The 21164-nt window shown below is 62.1% G+C and carries 21 protein-coding genes and 2 pseudogenes; 6 read left to right on the top strand and 17 right to left on the bottom strand.

The genetic code is table 11. The annotated features are described in order from the left end of the window. The 4 genes from X751_RS147745 to eno all read right to left on the bottom strand — a co-directional run bounded on the left by X751_RS147745 (position 1) and on the right by eno (position 4415). Positions 1-1422, bottom strand: a complete 1422-nt coding sequence (locus tag X751_RS147745) for a pyruvate dehydrogenase complex E1 component subunit beta (RefSeq protein WP_023668915.1) — start codon at positions 1420-1422, stop codon at positions 1-3. 15 nt (positions 1423-1437) lie between these two features. After that, a complete protein-coding gene (gene pdhA, locus X751_RS147750; protein WP_023668914.1) occupies positions 1438-2484 on the bottom strand; it encodes a pyruvate dehydrogenase (acetyl-transferring) E1 component subunit alpha in 1047 nt (348 codons plus the stop codon). A gap of 195 nt (positions 2485-2679) precedes the next feature. After that, positions 2680-3003, bottom strand: coding sequence for a septum formation initiator family protein (locus X751_RS147755; protein ID WP_023682560.1), 324 nt, complete (start codon positions 3001-3003; stop codon positions 2680-2682). 137 nt (positions 3004-3140) lie between these two features. Beyond that, positions 3141-4415 (bottom strand): phosphopyruvate hydratase, encoded by a 1275-nt coding sequence (gene eno / locus X751_RS147760; protein ID WP_023701745.1) that lies wholly within the window; start codon positions 4413-4415, stop codon positions 3141-3143. A gap of 186 nt (positions 4416-4601) precedes the next feature. Between eno and X751_RS1000000167515 the strand changes: the two genes are divergently transcribed. After that, positions 4602-6092 carry a hypothetical protein gene (locus X751_RS1000000167515; RefSeq protein ID WP_196813626.1) on the top strand — a complete coding sequence of 497 codons (1491 nt, stop codon included), beginning with the start codon at positions 4602-4604 and terminating at the stop codon, positions 6090-6092. 109 nt (positions 6093-6201) lie between these two features. Then, positions 6202-6324, top strand: coding sequence for a hypothetical protein (locus X751_RS1000000168485; RefSeq protein ID WP_023696089.1), 123 nt, complete (start codon positions 6202-6204; stop codon positions 6322-6324). An 82-nt stretch (positions 6325-6406) separates the two neighbouring features. Here X751_RS1000000168485 and X751_RS147765 read toward each other — a convergent pair whose 3' ends face one another. The 6 genes from X751_RS147765 to X751_RS1000000168480 form a co-directional block, all read right to left on the bottom strand. After that, positions 6407-6772, bottom strand: a complete 366-nt coding sequence (locus X751_RS147765; protein WP_023668909.1) for a PRC-barrel domain-containing protein — start codon at positions 6770-6772, stop codon at positions 6407-6409. 84 nt (positions 6773-6856) lie between these two features. After that, positions 6857-7060 (bottom strand): dodecin family protein, encoded by a 204-nt coding sequence (locus tag X751_RS147770; protein ID WP_023668908.1) that lies wholly within the window; start codon positions 7058-7060, stop codon positions 6857-6859. 97 nt (positions 7061-7157) lie between these two features. Further along, complete coding sequence (kdsA, locus tag X751_RS147775; RefSeq protein ID WP_027050832.1) at positions 7158-8036, bottom strand: 3-deoxy-8-phosphooctulonate synthase; 879 nt, start codon at positions 8034-8036, stop codon at positions 7158-7160. Beyond that, positions 8033-8905, bottom strand: a complete 873-nt coding sequence (locus tag X751_RS147780) for a VOC family protein (RefSeq protein WP_023714175.1) — start codon at positions 8903-8905, stop codon at positions 8033-8035. Before X751_RS147780 ends, kdsA begins: the two co-directional genes overlap by 4 nt. A gap of 55 nt (positions 8906-8960) precedes the next feature. Beyond that, positions 8961-9251, bottom strand: a complete 291-nt coding sequence (locus X751_RS147785) for a Dabb family protein (RefSeq protein WP_023682566.1) — start codon at positions 9249-9251, stop codon at positions 8961-8963. A 113-nt stretch (positions 9252-9364) separates the two neighbouring features. Further along, positions 9365-9499, bottom strand: coding sequence for a hypothetical protein (locus X751_RS1000000168480; RefSeq protein WP_023668905.1), 135 nt, complete (start codon positions 9497-9499; stop codon positions 9365-9367). A gap of 259 nt (positions 9500-9758) precedes the next feature. On the opposite strand from X751_RS1000000168480, the gene X751_RS147790 reads away from it, so the two are divergent. Continuing rightward, a complete protein-coding gene (locus X751_RS147790) occupies positions 9759-11009 on the top strand; it encodes a cyclopropane-fatty-acyl-phospholipid synthase family protein (protein ID WP_023668904.1) in 1251 nt (416 codons plus the stop codon). A gap of 60 nt (positions 11010-11069) precedes the next feature. On the opposite strand, the gene X751_RS147795 is transcribed toward X751_RS147790, so the two are convergent. Further along, a complete protein-coding gene (locus X751_RS147795; protein ID WP_023745032.1) occupies positions 11070-13049 on the bottom strand; it encodes a bifunctional 2',3'-cyclic-nucleotide 2'-phosphodiesterase/3'-nucleotidase in 1980 nt (659 codons plus the stop codon). Between the two features lie 141 nt (positions 13050-13190). Continuing rightward, positions 13191-14456, bottom strand: a complete 1266-nt coding sequence (locus X751_RS147800; protein WP_023745031.1) for an NAD(P)/FAD-dependent oxidoreductase — start codon at positions 14454-14456, stop codon at positions 13191-13193. Positions 14457-14635: 179 nt separating this feature from the next. Here X751_RS147800 and X751_RS147805 point away from each other — a divergent pair, with 179 nt between their 5' ends. Further along, positions 14636-15301, top strand: coding sequence for a 5-formyltetrahydrofolate cyclo-ligase (locus X751_RS147805; protein WP_023730653.1), 666 nt, complete (start codon positions 14636-14638; stop codon positions 15299-15301). Here the strand turns inward: X751_RS147805 and X751_RS147810 are convergent. Then, positions 15298-15771, bottom strand: a complete 474-nt coding sequence (locus X751_RS147810; RefSeq protein ID WP_023668897.1) for an Lrp/AsnC family transcriptional regulator — start codon at positions 15769-15771, stop codon at positions 15298-15300. The genes X751_RS147805 and X751_RS147810 overlap by 4 nt on opposite strands. A 155-nt stretch (positions 15772-15926) precedes the next feature. Here X751_RS147810 and ald point away from each other — a divergent pair. Next, positions 15927-17041, top strand: a pseudogene (gene ald, locus X751_RS01000000163880) (alanine dehydrogenase). Between the two features lie 274 nt (positions 17042-17315). Then, a complete protein-coding gene (locus tag X751_RS147815; RefSeq protein ID WP_081725379.1) occupies positions 17316-18551 on the top strand; it encodes an outer membrane beta-barrel protein in 1236 nt (411 codons plus the stop codon). Positions 18552-18938: 387 nt separating this feature from the next. On the opposite strand, the gene X751_RS147820 is transcribed toward X751_RS147815, so the two are convergent. The 4 genes and pseudogenes from X751_RS147820 to sseA form a co-directional block, all read right to left on the bottom strand. Beyond that, the gene (locus tag X751_RS147820; protein WP_023745030.1) at positions 18939-19406 is read right to left on the bottom strand and encodes a DUF1203 domain-containing protein; all 468 of its coding nucleotides are present in this window, start codon (positions 19404-19406) and stop codon (positions 18939-18941) included. 134 nt (positions 19407-19540) lie between these two features. Further along, positions 19541-19633, bottom strand: a pseudogene (locus tag X751_RS1000000167985) (OmpA family protein); the annotation flags it as partial. Positions 19634-19664: 31 nt separating this feature from the next. Further along, positions 19665-20228 carry a GNAT family N-acetyltransferase gene (locus X751_RS147825; protein ID WP_023682574.1) on the bottom strand — a complete coding sequence of 188 codons (564 nt, stop codon included), beginning with the start codon at positions 20226-20228 and terminating at the stop codon, positions 19665-19667. A 5-nt stretch (positions 20229-20233) separates the two neighbouring features. Beyond that, entirely contained in the window at positions 20234-21085 is an 852-nt protein-coding gene (gene sseA, locus X751_RS147830) for a 3-mercaptopyruvate sulfurtransferase (protein ID WP_023745028.1), read from the bottom strand. Positions 21086-21164 lie beyond the last annotated feature (79 nt).

Here is a 21164-nt window from a genome sequence, read left to right as displayed (position 1 = left end):
TCAGCGATACGTGACGGCTTTGACGGCCTCGATGACCTCGCCGACATTGGGCAAGGCCAGCTTTTCGAGGTTCGCCGCATAAGGCATCGGCACGTCCTTGCCGGCGATGGTGATGACCGGCGCATCGAGGAAGTCAAAGGCGCGCTGCGAAACCTGGTTGGCGATGTGGTCGCCGACCGAACTTTGCGGGAAACCTTCTTCGACCACGATCAAGCGGTTGGTCTTCTTCACCGAGGCAATGACGGTGTCGAGGTCGAGCGGACGGATGGTCCTGAGATCGATGATCTCGGCATCGATGCCCATGCCGCGCAGTTCGGCTTCCGCCTTGATGGCGTAGGTCATGCCGATGCCGAACGAGACGATGGTGACGTCCTTGCCCTGCTTGTGAATGCGCGCCTTGCCGATCGGCAGCACGAAATCATCGAGCTTCGGCACGTCGAAGGACTGGCCGTAGAGGATTTCGTTTTCAAGGAAGATGACCGGGTTCGGATCGCGGATCGCCGCCTTGAGCAGGCCCTTGGCGTCGGCCGCCGTATACGGCATCACCACCTTTAGCCCGGGAATATGGCTGTACCAGGCGGCATAGCACTGCGAATGCTGGGCGCCGACGCGGGCGGCCGCACCGTTCGGTCCGCGGAACACGATCGGTGCGCCCATCTGGCCGCCCGACATATAGAGCGTCTTGGCCGCGGAGTTGATGATCTGGTCGATCGCCTGCATGGCGAAGTTGAAGGTCATGAACTCGACGATCGGCTTCAGGCCGGCCATCGCCGCACCGACGCCGACGCCGGCAAAGCCGTGCTCGGTGATCGGCGTGTCGACGACGCGGCGCGGCCCGAATTCCTGCAGCAGCCCTTGCGTGATCTTGTAGGCGCCCTGGTATTCCGCGACCTCCTCGCCCATGACGAAGACATCGCCGTCGCGGCGCATTTCCTCGGCCATGGCATCGCGCAAGGCCTCGCGCACCGTAGTCGAGATCATCTCGGTGCCGGCGGGAATATCCGGATCGGCGGCAGGTTTGGCTGCCGGAGCGGCGGGAACTGCCTTCGGAGCCTCGCCGGCATCCTGGGGAGCCGCCTTTGAGCCTTCCTCGGCTGCATCGGTCCGCTGACCGCCAGCGGAAATGGCATCCTGGGTGGAGGCAGGCTTGCCGCTCTTTTCGACGTCGCCTGCACTTTCCCCGTCCTGCAGCAACACGGCGATCACCGCATTGACCTTGACGCCTTCGGTGCCGGCGGGAACCACGATCTTGCCGATCGTGCCTTCATCGACGGCTTCGACTTCCATGGTCGCCTTGTCGGTTTCGATCTCGGCGATGACATCACCGGCGACGACCTTGTCGCCCTCGTTCTTCAACCACTTGGAAAGATTGCCCTCTTCCATGGTCGGCGAGAGAGCGGGCATGAGAATTTCGATCGGCATGTCCTTGCCCTCCCGTTACAATACGATGTCGGTCCAGAGCTCGGACGGATCCGGCTCTGCGTCGTGCTGGGCAAATTCGGCGGCGTCGGCGACGATGTCGCGGACTTCCTTGTCGATGTTCTTGAGTTCGTCCTCGGTCGCCCACTTCTTGGCCGTCAGCCGCACCTTGACCTGCTCGATCGGATCATGATCCGAGCGCATCTTCTGCACTTCTTCCTTGGAGCGGTATTTTGCCGGATCCGACATCGAGTGACCGCGATAGCGATAGGTCTGCATCTCGAGGATGATCGGACCGTTGCCGGCACGGCACCATTCGGTCGCCTGATCGCCGGCGGATTTGACCGCACGCACATCCATGCCGTCGACCTGAATGCCGGGAATCTTGAACGAGGCGCCGCGATGCGAAAAATTGGTTTCGGCCGACGAGCGCGACACCGAAGTGCCCATGGCGTAGCGGTTGTTCTCGATGATGTAGATCACCGGCAGCTTCCACAGCGAGGCCATGTTGAAGCTTTCATAGACCTGACCCTGATTGGCAGCGCCATCGCCGAAATAGGTCAGCGACACATTGTTGTTGTCGCGGTAGCGGTTGGCGAAGGCGAGACCGGTGCCGAGCGAGACCTGCGCGCCGACAATGCCGTGGCCGCCGTAAAAATGCTTCTCCTTGGAGAACATGTGCATGGAGCCGCCCTTGCCCCTCGACAGGCCACCACGGCGTCCGGTCAGCTCTGCCATGACGCCCCGCGGTGACAGTTCCATCGCCAGCATGTGGCCATGGTCGCGATAGGCGGTGATCATCTGGTCGCCGTTGATCAGCGACATCTTCATGCCGGTGACGACCGCTTCCTGGCCGATATAGAGGTGGCAGAAGCCGCCGATAAAGCCCATGCCGTAGAGCTGGCCGGCCTTTTCCTCGAAGCGACGGATAAGCAGCATGTGCCGGTAGGCGGCAAGCTCCTCGTCCTTGGTGAAGTCGGCCGGCTTGGGGGCGGAAAGCCCCGTTGATTTGGCGGATGTCGATTTAACGGATTTGGCAGGCGCTTTTTTGGCGGCGGTGGCCATGCATCACTCCCTGTTGGCGTCTCTTCGCGGACACTAAAGCAGACCATGTCTGCTCCGGGGAGGATCAGCTCCTCCCCACCGATTGGAAGGAAGCTAACATGCGAGACCGCGTTTCGCCATGCAGAAAAACGCATGGCTGGCATGCGCCTAAACGCCCAGAATCGTTAGAGATAACAGCGATTAACCGAAATTCGATTATTTCGAATTGGCCGGCAGCATGATGGTGATTTCATCGGGCTGGGACAGATTGAGCGCCCGGCGTGCCTGCTCGTCGAGCATATCCTTTTCAAGCGTGCCCTCATGCATCAGCTGGACGCGCCGCTCCAGATCGATCCGGCGCGCCTTGATGGCATCGTACTTGGCCTGCAATTCGATGGTCTGCGCTTCGAGCTGATATTTGGAATTGATGCCGAACTCGCCATGATAGGCATGGAAGCCGAAATAGGCCAGGAACGCCACGCAAAGCGACGGGATGATCAGCCGGCCGGTGTTTCTCTGCTTGTGCTGGCGTGTCCACATGGTCGCAATCCTTTGACCGCCATTTGTCGCTCGATTGTGCTTAATGGACGGTTACGGACAGGTGCATTAGCCAGCGGCCGCAACGAAAAAGGGCGGGAAAATCCCGCCCTTCGTCGTTTTCGCCAGTTCGGCAGAATTTAAGCTTTGACCACCGACTTGCCGGCGTAGCGCGCCTGCTTGCCGAGCTCTTCCTCGATGCGGATCAGCTGGTTGTACTTGGCCATGCGATCCGAGCGCGACAGCGAACCGGTCTTGATCTGCCCGCAATTGGTGGCGACGGCGAGGTCGGCGATGGTCGAATCCTCGGTTTCGCCCGAACGGTGCGACATGACGGCTGTGTAGCCTGCCTTGTGCGCGGTCTCGACAGCGTCGAGCGTTTCGGTGAGCGAGCCGATCTGGTTGACCTTGACCAGGATCGAATTGGCGACACCCATGCGGATGCCGTCGCGCAGCCGCGCCGTGTTGGTGACGAAGAGGTCGTCGCCAACCAGCTGCGTCTTGTTGCCGATCAGGTCGGTCAGGTACTTCCAGCCCTCCCAGTCGTCCTCGGCCAGGCCGTCCTCGATCGAGATGATCGGATAGTCGGCGGCAAGCTTGGCCAGGTACTTGGCCTGCGCCTTGGGATCGCGGGTCCTCTTCTCGCCCTCATAGACGTAATTGCCGTCCTTGAAGAATTCGGTCGCCGCACAGTCGAGACCAAGCGCGATCTCCTCGCCCGGCTTGAAGCCGGCCTTCTCGATCGATTCCATGATGAAATCGAGCGCCACCGGCGCACTCTTCAGATTGGGCGCGAAGCCGCCTTCGTCGCCGACATTGGTGTTGTGGCCGGCATCCTTGAGCTTCTTGCGCAGCGTGTGGAAGATTTCCGAGCCCCAGCGCACGCCTTCGCGCAGCGTCGGCGCGCCGACCGGCAGGATCATGAATTCCTGGAAATCGATCGGATTGTCGGCATGCGCGCCGCCATTGATGATGTTCATCATGGGCACCGGCAGCAAATGCGCCTTGGTGCCGCCGACATAGCGGTAGAGCGGCAGGCCGGCGGCTTCCGCCGCGGCCTTCGCGACCGCCAGCGAGACGCCGAGGATGGCGTTGGCGCCGAGCCGGCTCTTGTTGGGCGTGCCGTCGAGCTCGATCATGGTCTGGTCGATGTGGATCTGGTTTTCGGCTTCCAAGCCGCCGATCGCCTCGAACAGCTCGCCATTGACGGCCTCGACCGCCTTGAGCACGCCCTTGCCGAGATAGCGGGCGCCACCGTCGCGCAGTTCGACGGCCTCATGCGCGCCGGTCGACGCGCCCGACGGCACCGCGGCGCGGCCCATCGAGCCGTCTTCGAGGACGACGTCGACCTCGACGGTCGGATTTCCACGGCTGTCCAGGATTTCACGCCCGACAATGTCGATGATGGCGGTCATTGCGATGTCCCCGATTGATCGATTGAAAGCGTCGCGCCCCTCTTAGCCAAAGTGCCGCAAAAGGCAATCAGGAATGGCATGAAATAATGGTGACAGTCGCCCCATGCGCTCAGGCCGTGGGGCATGGGCGACGCCATCTGAACGCAAACAGCCCGCCCTGACGTCATATGTCTGGCGCGGCATGGGGTGGGTGCCCCGCCCCTGCGGCAATGCCTTTGTCACGAAACCAGGCGGCACACAAACTCCACCCGATGCTTCAAAAGAGGCTACCGCCAACGTGACAAACTTCACAATGCAGAGAATTCGAAGATGTTAGGGTCACATCTACAACGCGAACTATTTGGCGACCACAGTGAAATCAACAAACTTGAACTCTTTGGGGAGGCGGCAATGGCAGCGATTTCAGGTACTGGCTGGGAACTTCTTATTAGCCGCAAAGTCGAGCATATGAGGGGCACCAGACGCAGGACAGTTGGTACCTATAAAGTCTTTCACAACGGCACGGCAGTAACGGGTCTATCGGGGTTCGTGTGTGAATCTCGCGGCCCAGGCGACAATTCCAAAGAAGACAATGGCAGGCGCATCGAGCCCGGCACCTATCCGCTGGCGACACAGGCCGGAGGCAAATATGTGACGATCGGCTACACTGGCGCCAAGACGCCACCCAAACCTGGACTCGAACTGCTGAAGACCAACAAGCGCACCGAAATCCTGATCCATCCGGGCGTCAATTTCCTGTCCAGCGTCGGATGCATCAACCCGACGAAGAAGGTGAGCGGTCCGCTTTCCGACATGGATTTCACGGAGAGCCGGACACGCGTAATCGCCCTCATCGACGATCTGAAAACCTTTGCCGGCGGTGGCTTCCCGAAAAGCAACGGCAAGCGAATTCCCAATGCTTCGGTGGTCGTCGAAGGCGAACCGGTGCTGTCGACCGAGAGTGTCGAGAGCGTGCTCGAAGCGGTTGCGGGCGATCCGAACAAGGGTTTGCCGGCAGCGGTCTTCCAGAAATTCGCGCCGAGACCGGCAAGCGGTTCCAAGCGAACAATCTATGACGGTTACATCGGCGCCTTTACCTCCGACAAGGGCCTCAAGACACTTGGCGATCATGGCGTGTGCAACAATTATGATCGGCTGATGCATTTCTTCGCTCAAGCGGCGATGGAAACCGGTGGCTTCACCCTCATTCGCGAATCCCTGACCTACACGACCGTGGCGGCAATCCGGAACGCATGGAGGTCGCGAGCCGCGGGCAAGACCGATCAGTGGATCGGGGACAACCTGCTGCGCAAGCCGCAAGCCCTGGGCGACTGGGCCTATGGCGGCCGCATGGGCAATGTGAAAGGAACGTTGGACGGCTTCAATTTCCGCGGCGGCGGCACGTTCCAGACCACCGGGCGCGACGCGTACACGGCCAAGGGCAAGCTCGCCAAGGTTGACCTCGCCAATCATCCTGAACTGATCGAGGATCCGCAGACTTCGCTGCTCGCAGCTTGCGCCGAATGGAAAGGGTCAGGCTGCAATGCCTTTGCCGATGCCGGCCTGATCAAAAAGATCTCGCGCGCGATCAACGTCGGCAACGCCAATTCCGCCACGCAGGCCAATGGCGAAGCGGATCGGATCGCCTGGCACGAAAAGGTTTTCAAGGCGGTGAAGAATGCCGGACTCCTCGGCTGAGCATGCCTCGGATCACGTTCGACAACACCACGTCATCATAATTCAGAGATAACAATCTCTGTGTCGACTAGGATGGTGATGCGCGGGGCGAAACAGGAGGAGTTTCGCCATGTCCGAGTTGAGCGGTATCGTGAGTTTGTTCCTGATCGCGGCGGCGTTCCTGACGTCCTGCGATACGCAGCAGCCGCCAAGGGCGGTGACGCAGCTGTCCACGTTTCATGCGGCAGAATAATTTAGAAACTGTCGGGTTGCACTGAAAAGGCCCCCGTTTCGGAATTCGGGGGCCTTTTCACGTCAGGCGTCAGCGCAGCTGATCAATGCCAATACGGCGTGACCTTGTAGTAATCATAGGAAGCATCACGCGCGGCCTCGCCATCGGCGCCGGCCAGTTCATTGATCGAATAGGCGGGTGCTGCCTTCAGCTGCTCCTTCGAGAACGGCACGACATAGCCGCCCTTGTCCTCGTCATAGTCGAGGCTCGCCCACGGAATGGCGTGATACTTCTCGCCAATGCCGAGAAATCCACCGAACCCGATCACCGCGAACATGATGCCGTTCGACGTCTTGTCGAGCATGATGTCCTCGATGCTGCCGATGCTCGTGCCTTCGGTGTTGTAGACCGACGTGCCGATGACGCGCGAAGCGGCGATGGCTTCGGTGTGGCCTGTCTGGGTGGTCATGGCTGCTGCTCCTCATGTCGTTGATCGATACTTTGACAATGAGGGGCGCGGGCGAAAGTTCCCGTTTTTTCGAGCGGCGGGCGGTTACTCCGCGAGGATGAACGTCACCTTCATGTTGACGCGATAGGCCGCGATCCTGCCGTCCTCGACGACGATCTTCTGGTCCTGGATCCAGGCGCCTTCGACGTTCTTCAGGGTCTTTGAGGCGCGCTCAATCCCCTTCTCGATGGCGTCCTGAAAGCTCTTTTTCGACGACGACGTGATTTCGGTGACGCGGGCGACGGACATGGCTTCCTCCTGCCAAGACGCTCATTTGCAGCAGCGAGCCTACAGCCGGCTTATGCCTTCCACAAGCAGGGCAGCGCGCGCGCCATAGCCGAAACCATCAGCCTCGGTTCAGGTCAGCAGCATTCTTGGCGATGCGGTCGAATGCCATCAGTCTTTCGAGCAGCGCCGGCATGTCCTTCAGCGGCAGCATGTTGGGCCCGTCGGAGGAGGTCGAATTGTCGGGATCCTGGTGGGTCTCTATGAACACGCCGGCGACGCCGACGGCAACGGCAGCCCGCGCCAGCGTCTCGACAAAGCGGCGCTCGCCACCGGAGGAACCGCCCTGCCCGCCCGGCTGCTGCACCGAATGGGTGGCGTCGAAAATCACCGGCGCGCCGATCTCGGCCATCACGGGCAAAGCCCGCATGTCCGACACCAGCGTGTTGTAGCCGAAGGAAGCGCCGCGCTCGGTGGTCAGCACATTGGGGTTGCCGGAGCCGGTGATCTTGGCCACCACGTTCTTCATGTCCCAGGGCGCCAGGAACTGCCCCTTCTTGACGTTGATCACCTTGCCGGTCTTGGCGGCGGCGACCAGCATGTCGGTCTGGCGCGACAGGAAGGCCGGAATCTGCAGCACATCGACATGGTGTGCGACGATCGCGCACTGCTCCTCGGTGTGGACATCGGTCAGAATGGGAACCGAAAATTCCTTGCGCAACTCGTCGAACACCGGAAGCGCCGCGTCCATGCCGGCGCCGCGCGTTGCCGACAGCGAGGTGCGGTTGGCCTTGTCGTAGCTGGTCTTGTAGACGAGGCCGATGCCGAGCTTGCCGGTCAGTTCCTTCAGCGCGCCGGCCATGTCGAAAGCGTGCTGGCGCGATTCGAACTGGCACGGGCCGGCGATCAACGCCAAGGGCCCGCTGTTGTCGAAGACGACGTTGCCGACGGTTACCGACGAATTCGGCGCCAGCGAATTGAGCCCTTGCGGCTTGCTCATGGGGTCTCCCGGAAGATGAAAGCCGCGCCCTGTCCGGATGCCGGCTGCACGACGATTTCGTTGCCCGCTATATCGTGCCCGACGGCGTTGTCTGCAAGCAGCCTCGCGACAGCGCCGACACTGCGGGCCGAAAAGACGATCGCGGCGAAGCGAAGGTCCGTCGGCGCGCCAGCCGACATGCCGAAGCGCTCAGCGAAAGCCGCGGGCTTGAGAACGCTCAAACGCGCGTTCGCCAGGTCGAACGCCGTGCTGCTCCTCTGCCTCGAACCCGTCGCTGTCTCGATCAGGTGGCGCTTTTCGGATGGCACGCCGCTGACCGCGACGATTTCGGCAATGCCGGTCACGCCGTTGGCATGGGCCTGCAGTGCCGTACGGTCGATTTGAGGGGCGTTGATCCGCTCGCAAGCGAACAGAAAGGCGTCCATCGTCTCGGCGCCGGCGGCGAAAGCCAGTTTGAACGAGGCCATGTCGCTCTTTCCGGCCGTGTCGGTGAAGGCGCGGGAAAAGCTCAGTACGTCTCCCGCCGACAGGCCGGCTTTGATAAAGCGCGCATGGTCCGCATCGGCATCGTCGGTGGCCAGCACCACGGCGGAAAAGCCCTCATCGCCCAGCCTGGCGCGATAGAGCCGGTCGCGCGCGACAAAGACATTGCCACCGGCAAATGCCTCGTCTGCAGCCTGTTCATTCCCGACCGCCAGCGGTTCGAGGTAGGTGCCGTCAGCGAAGAAGACGCAGCAATTTTCGGTGCCGAAAGGGTGGATGCCGGTTGGTGCGACGATGAAGCCAAGCGATGTCAGCCGCGCCCGCGCCACGGCGAGGCTCGCCGTCGGCAACACAAGATGGTCAAGCGGATGGATCGTGCTGGTCATGCCGGCGCGGTGTGCATCATTCCGGAAATCGGTTCAAGGCCTCTTGCCAGCCCGATCAGGCCATCGCCACGACATCGGCCGAATAGCGCAATTCGCGCAATGGTTTGACCCGACTGGTCGTCTCGGCATAGAGCGGGTGCGCCTTGTAGGCGGCAAGCGCGGCATCATCCTCGAACTCGGCATAGACGACCACGTCGATCGCATCCGACAGCGGATCGACCTTGGTGTTGAGCGTCACCTCGAAGAGGCTTGAATGCGGGATCTTGCCCAGCGCGAGCAAGCCCGTGCGCACGGCCTCGACATCGTCCTTGCGCCGCGCGCTGAAGAAAACGATATGCCGGATCACACCTGCCTCCACGTTCGATTTGCGGCATGTTTTGTGTGAGCGGGACCGTCGCGTCAACCGCCACGATGTCGCGCCCGGCAATGCCGGCAGGCGACTTTGCAGAGGCGCAAAAGCTAGGCTTTGCCGGTGACGTAGCGCACGACGCGCGACATTTCCCTGACCGTCGTGTCGAGATAGCGGCCCTGATTATAGAGGCCATCCCAGATCAGGAAAAAGGCGATGGCGGTGATGACGATGACGTAACGCATGGCTGAAACTAACGTATGTGGCTGTTCCTAACCATAGCGATTTCACCGGCGGTCGCTCGCCCTCACCGATTCTGGCCCCAGGCACGCCACCTGGGCCAGTGCCGGGCACGGCTTGCCTCTTGAAGTTCCGGTCGATGCGGTGGAAGATTGTGGCGAAAATTTAAGCAGGCTACGGCGTTCGCGCCTGGCGAATGAAAGTGGAGGATGTGGAGGCCGGCAGATCTTGCGCCGCCCCCGCGGAAGTCCAGGGGGGTGTGAGATGGCTGTCAGGGAATACAAAGGCATCGGCGACGCCATCAGGCTGGACGAACTCAATTTCGCCGAGATCGTCAAGGGCCTGCCGGCCAAGGCGCGCATGGTGCTGTCGGCGGCGATGAAATTGCCGCGCGGTTCGCTGAAGGTGAGGATGCCGGATGGCCGGGCGGTGCTTGTCGGCGGCAACGGACCCGGGCCGGATGCCGAGCTGGTGTTGAAGAACTGGCGCCTGCCCGGCCGTGCCTTTTCCGGCGGCACCATCGGCGTTGCCGAATCCTACATGGACGGCGACTGGGAAAGCCCTGATGTAACCAGCTTCCTCGAACTGTTCGTCGTCAACTCGGCCGTTGGGGAACGCATTGCCGGCGGCGCCAACTGGCTCATCAACACGGTCCAGCGCATCCGCCACTGGTTCAACGAAAACACCCGCACCGGCTCGAAGCGCAACATCTCGGCGCATTACGATCTCGGCAACGCCTTCTACAAGCAATGGCTCGATCCCAGCATGACCTATTCGTCGGCGCTCTATGCGACCGGCGCCAACGACCTGGAAAGCGCTCAGGCCGCCAAATACCGCGCGCTGGCCAAGGATACCGGCATCGGCAAGAAGGACCATGTGCTCGAGATCGGCTGCGGCTGGGGCGGTTTTGCCGAATTTGCCGCGCGCGAGATCGGCTGCCGCGTCACCGGCCTGACCATCAGCCGCGAACAGCACGATTTCGCCAAGGCGCGCATCCAGAAGGCGGGACTGTCTGACAAGGTCGACATCAAGCTGCAGGATTACCGAGACGAAACGGGCACTTACGACCGCATCGCCTCGATCGAGATGTTCGAGGCGGTCGGCGAAAAATATTGGCCGGTATTTTTCGGCAAGATGAAGGCGTGCTTGAGGCCCGGCGGCACCGCCGGCCTGCAGATCATCACCATCAACGAGGCCGCCTACGACACCTATCGGGCGAGGCCGGATTTCATCCAGCGCTATGTCTTCCCAGGCGGCATGCTGCCGACGCCGTCGATCCTGAAGACGCTGGGCAGCGACCATGGCCTTGCCCATCTGCGCGAGCGCGTCTTTCCGGACGACTATGCCCGCACGCTTGCCGAATGGCGCAACCGCTTCTGGGCGTCGTGGGAAAAGATCGTCCCGCTCGGCTTCGACGACCGCTTCAAGAAGCTTTGGGAATTTTATCTCCACTATTGCGAAGCCGGCTTTAGAGCCAGCTACATCGACGTGCGCCAAGTGGTCTACAAAGCCTGATCCGAAGCGTGATTGAGCGGGCGTATGCCCGCTCGTTTTCCCTGTTAGCTGCACGTTGCCTCAAAGCAGGATGCGATACTTCGCAAACCCGGATTCGCCCTCGCCGGCCGGCTCGATCTTGAGCGATTTCACTCCCGATATAAAATCCTTCGCTTTGGGGCCGGTCTCGAACACGACGCTGGTGCCGGGCAGCGGCGTGAACGACCAATTGTCGTCGGCCGAGGGATTGATCGTGCCTTCGCTGACGACGTAGCGCACGATCACGTCGCGGTTGGTGTCCGGCGCCTCGTAGATGATCTTCGAGGCATTGATGTCGGGGAAATTGCCGCCACCGCCGGCGCGGTAATTGTTGGTGGCGACGACGAATTTCGCTGCCGGATCAATAGGCTTGCCGTCGAAGCTGAGGCCGACGATGCGGTTCGAGCCGGCATTGGCGACGCCACCCTTGGCATCGTATTTCGGCAGCTGCGACAGGTCTATTCCGTAGCTGACGCCATCGATCACATCGAAATTGTAGGACGGGAATTCGGTGTCGATGAGCGCCTGGTCGGCCTTGCCCGGCTCGATCTTCCTGAAAATGCCGGCCGACATTTCCAGCCATTCCTTCACTTGCGCGCCGGTGATTTCGACGGCGCGCACCGTGTTCGGATAGAGATAGAGGTCGGCGACGTTCTTGATGGCGATGTCGCCCACCGGCACGTCGGTATAGTAGTCGGCGCCGTTGCGCCCGCCGGCCTTGAAGGGTGCTGCCGCCGACAGCAGCGGCACATCCTTCCACTGCGTGCTCTTCAATATGTCCTTGAGGTACCAGCTCTGCGCCTGGTTGACGATCTGCACCGACGGATCGTCGGCGACCAGCGCGAAATAGGAATAGAGCGGCGCCGAGGTCTTGCCGACCGGTCGGCGGACATAGGCAAGTGTCGCCTCATGGTCCGCCTTCAGCGCATCGACGACGCGCTGGTCGTCCGCCACCGTCGGCTTGTTTGCCTTGTCGACGCGCTGGTAGATCGGCCTTGCCTCCGATGTGGCCGAGGCTACGCGCCATTTCGATCCGTCCCGTTCCAGAAGCAGATCGATCAGTCCCATATGCGAGCCCCAGAAACCGCCCATCACGGCGGGCTTGCCCTGCAGCGTGCCTTTCTCGGTGTCGACGCCTTCCAGCGCCTGAAAATCCTTCTTGCCGGGGAAGACGAGATGCTGATGGCCGGTGAACACCGCATCGATGCCTTCGACGCCGGCGACGAAGAAGGAGGCGTTCTCCATGCCGTCGCCCTGCTTGATATCGATGCCGGAATGCGAGAGCGCGATGACGATGTCGGCGCCCTCCTCCTTGATCTGCGGCACCCATGCCCTGGCCGCCTCGACGATGTCGCGCGTCCTGACATTGCCTTCCAGGTTCTTCAGGTCCCAGACCATGATCTGCGGCGGCACGAAGCCGATGATGCCGATCTTGATCGGCTGCTCGGCGCCCGACCCGTCCTTGATCTTCTTGTCGAGGATGACATAGGGCTTGAGGTAGAGCTTGTCGTCGCGCGGTTTGGCGGCAAGCTCGGTGCCGCGGATCAGATTGGCGCAGACGAAGGGGAAATTGGCCCCGGCCAGCACCTTGTCGAGGAACGACAAGCCGTAGTTGAACTCGTGATTGCCGAGCGTCGAGCATTCATAGCCCAGCAGGTTCATGCCCTTCATGATCGGATGCAGATCGCCTTCCTTGAGGCCCTTCTCATAGGCGATGTAATCGCCCATCGGATTGCCCTGCAAAAGATCGCCATTGTCGATCAGCATCGCATTGGTGGCTTCCTTGCGCACCGCCGCGATCAGTGAGGCCGTCCGCGACAGGCCCATCGTGTCGTTGGCTTTGTCTGCGTAGTAGTCGTAAGGCAGCACATTCACATGGATGTCGGTGGTCTCCATGATCCTCAGATGCGCCTGATTGGCCTGCGCGCGGGCGGAAAACGGATGCAGCATGATCAGCGCCCCGCTGGCGGCCGCACCGGCAAGAAAACTACGGCGGGAGACGGGGTAATTGAGATGCGGCATTGGTTTTCCTTCCCAGCGACGTGACAAGATCCCAGCCCCGGGCGGAAGCTTCGCGCCGAAAACCGGCCATGTCCATCGGGAAGTCAGTCGATCAGCAAAAGGTGACGGCTGGATGAATATCCTTGGCCGCGGTTGAGAACCTCAGCCCTTGTCATCGTCGCCCTGGGTGATCAGCCGCGCGCTGCGCTGGCCGGTGAAATAGATCCATAGCCAGCTAAGCGACACCGAGAGCCGGTTGCGAAAACCGATCAGGAAGTAGATATGCGCCACGCCCCACAGCCACCAGGCAAGCCATCCCGTGAGCTTGATCGAGCCGAAATCGATCGCGGCTGCCCACTTGCCGATCGTCGCCAGGTCGCCGGCATGTTTGTAGCGGAAAGGGCGCGGCGCGCTATCGCCAGCCAGCCGCGCCTTGATCGTCGCCGCAACATGCTTGCCTTCTTGCTTGGCCGACGGCGCCACGCCGGGGACCGGCTTGCCATCCGGCCGCAACACATGCGCGGTGTCGCCGATGACGAAGATCTCCGGACTGTTCGGCACGGTCAGATCGGGCTCGACCATTACCCTGCCCGCCCGGTCCACCGGCGCGCCCAGCCACTCTCCCGCGGGCGAAGCCGCTACGCCGGCGGCCCACAGGATGGTTCGCGCCGGCAGATGCGTCTCGCCAAAGACGACGCCTTCGGCATCGAGGCGCGTGACGGCGCGGCCAAGCTCGACCGTGACGCCCCGCCGCTCCAGCGCCTTGCGCGCATAGTCGGACAGCTTTGGCGCGAAATTGGCTAGGATCCTGTCTCCGGCCTCCACCAGCACCACACGCGCCTCACGCGTGTCGATGTTGCGGAATTCGCCGCGCAGCGTTTCATGCGCGAGTTCGACAATGGTGCCGGCAAGCTCCACGCCGGTCGGGCCGCCGCCGACGATGACCAGTGTCAGCAGTGCCTGGCGCTTGGCCGGATCGGTCTCGCGCTCGGCCTGCTCGAAGGCGAGCAGGATGCGCCGGCGAATGGTGGTTGCGTCTTCAAGCGTCTTCAGCCCGGGCGCGAAAGGCTCCCATTCGTCGTGGCCGAAATAAGCATGACGCGCGCCGGTGGCGAGCACCAGCGTGTCGTAGGGAACAGAACTGCCGTCCTCAAGCAGCACGCGTTTGCCTGGACGGTCGACGCCGGTGACGTTGCCGAGCAGGGTCGTCACGTCCTCGCGCTTGCGCAGCAGATGACGGATCGGCAAGGCGACTTCCGAGGTCGCCAGCGAGGTGGTCGCCACCTGGTAGAGCAGCGGCTGGAAAAGGTGATGGTTGCGCTTGTCGATCATGGTGATGCGCACGGGTGCGCCGGCCAGCGCCCGGGTGAGTTCGAGACCGCCGAACCCTGCGCCGACGACAACGACATGATGGCTGGTTTCACTCATCGCATTCACCCCTATTTGTCTCCCTTTATCTAGTGATTTTTGTGCACCGCAACAATGTCGCGGCGAGCTAGATTGCCGCTTAAGGCTGCCCAGGACTCGTCGCCGGATGTCGCGAATGCCTATGTCGGCAAGCATGGACGGGTATAGCCTTGCAGGGGCTGGAACCACGGGAGTGAAGCATGGCCAACGGCGATGACAAAGATCGCAAAGGGCGGGCGCAATATTCTTCGCCGCCTTGCTTCATGCACGAACTCGATCCGGAATTTCGCGCGCCATTGACCGACTGGACCGATGTGCGCCGTTGGCGCAAGGCCGAGCGCGAGCGTCTGATCGCGGCACGGTTGGCGGTTTCCGCCGATGCGCGGGTGGCGATGTCGCGGGCTATCGCCGAAGGGCTCGACGCGGCCATCGGCGACATTGCCGGCCGCATGGTCAGCCTCTATTGGCCGTTTCGCGGCGAGCCGGACCTGCGGCCGTGGATGGCGTCGATCAACGAACGCGGCGGCCGCACGGCGCTGCCCATCGTGATCGAGAAAGGCCAGCCGCTGATCTTCCGCGCTTATGTACCCGGCGACCGGCTGGAAAAAGGCATCTGGAACATCCCGATCCCGGCCGAAGGCGAGCCGGTGCTGCCCGACATCGTCATCTCGCCGATCGTCGGCATCGACCCGCGAAACTACCGCCTTGGCTATGGCGGTGGCTTCTTCGACCGCACGCTGGCTGCCATGCCGTTCAAGCCATTGGTCATCGGCGTCGGCTACGAACTGCAGCGCATCGCCACCATTTACCCGCAGCCGCACGATATTCCGATGGATAGGCTGGTGACCGAGGCTGCTCAGGGCTAGGCCAGTTCCGGCTTCATCCCCATCGCCGTGCGATCGACGATCTCGCGCAGGGCAAAGGATGAATTGATCTTGGTCACATGCGGCATCGCCGACAGCCATTCCTTGTGGATGCGCTCATAGTCGACCAGATCCTTGGCGGCGATGCGCAGGATATAGTCGTATTCGCCCGACATCAGGTGGCACGACAGCACATTCGGGCAGCGCTTGATCGCCGCCTCGAAATCCGACAGCGTCTTTTCGAATTGGCCCGACAGCGATATGTGCACGATCGCCGTCATCTGGTGGCCGAGCGCGGCATTCGAAAGCCGGGCGTGATAGCCGCGGATGGTGCCGGATTTCTCCAGATTGTCGAGCCGGCGCGAACAGGCCGACTGCGACAGGCCGACCCTTTCGGCGAGCGCCGCATTGGGTATGCGCCCATCCTTCTGCAGAGCCTCGAGAATGGCGATATCGATCCTGTCGAGCGGCATTTCTCGTGATTCCTGCGAAATTTCCTTGATTTCTCGCAACGATTATCGAAACGCATGACCCCGCGCAAGCGCATTCGCAAACACCTGCGCAACGATTCGTGGTTCACTCGGTTGATACAGGGAACGAGCCCGAAGGGCCGGATCAGGAGAAGACTATGCGCGTCGGCTGCCCCAAGGAAATCAAGAACCACGAATACCGCGTCGGCCTGACGCCGGGCTCCGTCCGCGAATATGTCGCGCATGGCCATGAAGTGCTGGTCGAAAGCGGCGCCGGCGCCGGCATCGGCGCCGATGACAATGCCTACCGCGCCGCCGGCGCCACCATCGCCAGGACCGCCGCCGACGTGTTCGCCAAGTCCGACATGATCGTCAAGGTCAAGGAGCCGCAGCCCAACGAATGGGCGCAGCTGCGCGACGGCCAGATTCTCTACACCTATCTGCACCTGGCCCCGGATCCGGAGCAGACCAAGGGCCTGCTCGCGTCCGGCGTCACCGCAATCGCCTATGAGACCGTAACCGACGACCGCGGCNCCTGCCGCTCTTGGCGCCGATGTCGGAAGTTGCCGGCCGCCTGTCGATCCAGGCCGGCGCGACCGCGCTGCAGAAGGCCAATGGTGGCCGCGGCGTGCTGCTCGGCGGCGTGCCCGGCGTACTGCCCGGCAAGGTCACGGTGCTCGGCGGCGGCGTCGTCGGCCTGCATGCCGCCCGCATGGCGGTCGGCCTCGGCGCCGACGTCACCATCATCGACCGCTCGATCCCGCGCCTGCGCCAGCTGGACGACCTCTTTACCGGCCGCGTCCACACCCGCTACTCCACAGTCGAGGCGCTTGAGGAAGAATGCTTCTCGGCCGACATCGTCGTCGGCGCCGTGCTCATCCCGGGTGCTGCTGCACCCAAGCTGGTCACTCGCGAAATGCTGTCGGGCATGAAGAAGGGCTCGGTGCTGGTCGACGTCGCTATCGACCAGGGCGGCTGCTTCGAGACTTCGCACGCCACCACCCATGCCGAGCCGACCTATGAGGTCGACGGCGTGATCCATTACTGCGTCGCCAACATGCCGGGCGCCGTGCCGGTGACCTCGGCGCACGCGCTCAACAACGCGACGCTGCATTATGGCCTGCAGCTGGCCGACAAGGGCCTGAAAGCGCTGGTCGACGACCACCATTTGCGCAACGGCCTCAATGTCCACAGGGGCAAGATCACCAATCGCGCCGTCGCCGAAGCACTCGGCTATGAGCTGGTCGAACCGAAAGTGGTTCTGGCTGCCTGACAGACGCCTTAATCGACTCAAGCAGTTCTGCCTCCCTCACCCGCCGGTTGCGCCGGCGGGTTTTTTATTGGCCGCGTGCTCACAAATTGCGGGCTCTAAGGCAACATCACGGCGAAACGGCCCGGCTTGGCGGTGCTTTTGCCTGCCGATGTGGCATTTTTGTCATTCCAATATTGGCGAGCGTCCTGTTAGAACACGGACGGGTTTGTTCTTATGCTAAGGGGCTAAAATGTTCATCTCTGCTAAATCCGTTCTTCTCGGGGCCGTTTCGGCAATGGCTTTGATATCGGTAGCGCATGCCGCCGATGTTGTGCAGCCGGTGGAAGAACCTGCCGGTTTCAACTGGAGCGGCGCCTATGTCGGCATCGGCGGCGGCTTCGGCGCCACCGTGCATCGCATCAGCGTCGACCCGGTGATCGACTTCAACGGGATCGGCGGCAACGGCGTGTTTGGCGAAATCACCGCCGGCTACGACTATATGGTCTCCGAGCGCTTCCTGCTCGGTGGCTTCATCGACGCCAACATCGGGAATATCGGTCCGTCGATCAGCCTTCCGGGCGCTGATATCGACCTGACGAACGCTTATGGCTTCGACGTCGGCTTGCGCGCCGGCTATCTCTTGAACCCCGATACGCTCGGCTATGTGCTCGGCGGCTACACCTGGAACCATTTCAAGCTCGAGGGTTCGGGCTTTGCCGACGGTCTCGATTTCACGGAGAACCGTGGCGGCTATGTCGTCGGCGTTGGCATGGAAACCGTGCTGCGCGGCAACTGGACGATTAAGACCGAGTACCGCTACGCCAACTATGGCGACGACTCGGTGGCTGACCTCGGCATTATTGGCGGCCCGGGAACCTCTCTGGATGTCGAGCCATCCAGCCACACCTTCCACATCGCGGCCAACTACCGCTTCGGCGCCCAGAATGGCGGCGGGGCCTCGTTTGCTGCTCCGACCTACAACTGGACCGGCTTCTATGTCGGCGGCGCGCTTGGTGCCGGCACCGTGGTGCATGACCTGACGCTCGCCAGCGCCCTCGAATTGGATGGCATCGGCGGCGAAGGCGTGTTCGGCGAGGCGAGCATCGGTTACGACCATGATTTCGGCGGCTGGGTCGCCGGCGTTCTGGTCGACGCCCGCTATTCCGGCATACGCTCGAAGCTGGACATTCCGGGTGGGTCGATCAAGGGCGATACCGACTATGGCTTCGATGCCCTGGCCCGCATCGGCGCCAAGGTCAACGAATCGACGCTGGCCTATGTCCTCGGCGGTTACAGCTGGCAGCATTTCGACCTGCATGCCTCCTCGCCCGTTGGCGACATCGTCGACTGGGGCTCGAGCGGCTTCTCGGTCGGTGGCGGCCTGGAAACGGCCGTTTCCAGCAACATGACGCTTGGTCTCGAATACCGCTATTCGCAGTATGAGAAAGAGGATTTCGGGTCGGACGGCTTCCTCACCGACGAGCCTTCCTTCCAGACCGTTCGCGTCGGCGCGAAGTATAAATTCAACTAAACGCCGCACACACACACGGCAAAGGCCCGTCGGTCAATTCCGGCGGGCTTTTTCTTTGCGCAAAATTCCTGGCGCCGGCATTGAACAGGCTGGCGGACAACAAAAAAGCGGAGCCAAAGCCCCGCTTCCTCGTTGTCGAGATCGCCGCCGGTTCATCCGCGGTCGGCAAACCCATCGACACTCGTCTTTTAATGGACGAATGCGACGGGAGTGCGACAGTTCACCGGCAGTCGGCGCGCCACCAGGCCGGCGACAATCGCGGCGCTTGTGTGAAGTGCTTCACATCAGCCATTCGAAAAACATGTGCAGACAGGGATGCCAACTTGACGGCTCGTGCCGTCACACGGTTCCCAACTGCCCGCCAGACCACCGGCGGGCATCTTTTTGTCAGAAACGCTCGATGCGGCACTGATAACAATTGTTGCGCGCCGAGCGGACGTGGACATAGGCGATGTCAGCGCGCTCAAACAGCGTCTCTGCCCGCGCCGCAATGCCGCCAGTCGGAATGACGCCGCCGCTGCCATAGACGATGCGGTCATCCGCACCATAGCCGCGCACGATATAGCCGCTGCTCTCAAGCATCTCTGGAAGCGCTTCCGTCTCGGCTGCGCGTTCGCATTCCTGCGCATGCAGGAAGATCGGTCCTGTCTCGGCGTAAGGCTGCAACGCCGGAAATGGCCGATAGGCCATGATCAGATAGCCATCGCCTTCGGCGACGTTTCTCAGGCAATGCCGGCACGGCACCCCGTCGCCATCTGAAACCTTCCGCTCCGGCGTTTGCCCGTAGGCGTCCGGCCCGCCGCGCTGCAGCGCTCTCACATCTTCTGTCGGCAAGGCTTTGAACTGGACGGTCATGGCTAAATCTCCGGTGTGGTTGACCGGAAATTATGCCCCCGCCGAGGTGCTTCCCACCCGATTCCTGTCAACTGTCAGCAGCCCGGCCAGTCTCAGGCCGGACTGCTTCGGCATTGGGCAGGTCCCGCGCCGGCTCAGCGGATGAAATCGTCGAAGCGGCGCAGCGTCACCCGGCGCCTGCGCCAGTTCTCGTCCTGGGTCGGCACGAGCAGGAATTCCTCGCCATGAACGGTCGGTTCGGCCTTCAGTCGGAGAAAGTCACGGCCGCATGACGCTGGCCGAGCGCTCGGCGAACGACAGCGGATGCACGGTCTCCTTCTTTTGCGCCACCGGCGCAAAACCGAGCTTCTGGTAGAGCGGCAAGGCAGCCGGATGGTCGAGCGTGCAGGTCTGCACCGTTACCCGTTTCGGCCCATACGACCATGCTGCGGCAATCGCCGCACCGAGGAACCAACGGCCGATGCCTTGCCCGGTCGCATGTTCCATCATACCGAAATAAGCGAGCTCGACCTCTTCCGGCAGATGCGGCTTGAGGTCGAAGAACCCGGCTGGCGCGCCGTCAAGATAAAGCACCCGGATGTCGCGGTCCTCGCGGTGGATCCCGGCGGCAAGCTCGTCATCGTCCAGCCTCAGCACATTGACCCAGTGCCATTTGCGCCCGACCCGATCCATCAGATAGCGGTAGAAATGCAGCGGAATGTCCTTGGTCCTGAGCAGCGCGATCTGCCTGTTGTAGGGCAAGGGCGGCGAATAGGCCGGCGGCACATGCATTTCCAGAAACGTGACCGTAACCTCGATGTCGTCCAGCGCGCCATTTTCCATTGCCATCATTCCTTGCCCGTCACCACGGGCGTGTCTGCCAGCCCGCCCCATTCCGTCCATGAGCCGTCATAAAGGCGGTTGTCGGTGTGGCCGAGCGTCTCCAGCGCCAGAGTGACGACAGCCGCCGTGATGCCGGAACCGCAAGAGGTGACGACCGGTTTCGACAGATCGATACCGGCATCCTCAACGGCCTTGCGCAACTGGTCCTTCGACAACAGCGCGCCATCCTGTGACAGCGCCGAATAAGGCAAATTGTGCGCGCCGGGCATGTGGCCGGAGCGAACACCCGCGCGGGGCTCTGGCTCGGCGCCGGTGAAGCGGCCCGCGCCTCGGGCGTCCGCAATCTGGCTCTCGCCAGTCTCGACGATGCGGCGCATGTCGGCAAGGCTGGCGACGCGAGCGGCATCGAAATCGGCATGAAACACATTCGGCGCGATCTTGGTCGGCTCCGCCGTCACCGGCCGGCCCGCCGCCTTCCAGCGGTCGAAGCCGCCGTCGAGCACATAGACCTGGAACACGCCCATGACGCGGAACATCCACCAGGCGCGCGGCGCCGAGAAGAAACCCGGACTGTCATAGACGACAATGGTGTCGTCGGCCGAAATTCCCATGGCGCCTACATATTGCGCGAAATGCTGTGGCGAGGGCAGCGTGTGCGGCAGCTTGGCATCAGGATCGGAGGCCGCATCATGATCGAAGAATCGCGCACCCGGAATATGCGCAGCCTCATACTCGGCGCGCGCATCGCGCTTCTGCGCCGGCAGATACCAGGATGCATCGACGATCGTCAGGCCGGGCTCGCCAAGACGGCTCTGCAACCAGTCCGCATCGACGGTGAAAGGGCTGTCATCGGCCATTGTTCTTCTCCTGCTCCGCCTTGGCGAAGCATTGCTTCCTGTTGACCATGATCTTCCCCGAAAACCAGCTTCCACTTTT

Origin of the sequence: Mesorhizobium sp. LNJC394B00, from assembly GCF_000502555.1 — a bacterium.
Taxonomy (GTDB): domain Bacteria; phylum Pseudomonadota; class Alphaproteobacteria; order Rhizobiales; family Rhizobiaceae; genus Mesorhizobium.
The sequence above is the reverse complement of the archived record's forward strand: the minus strand, read 5'-3'. Positions and strand labels throughout refer to the sequence as shown.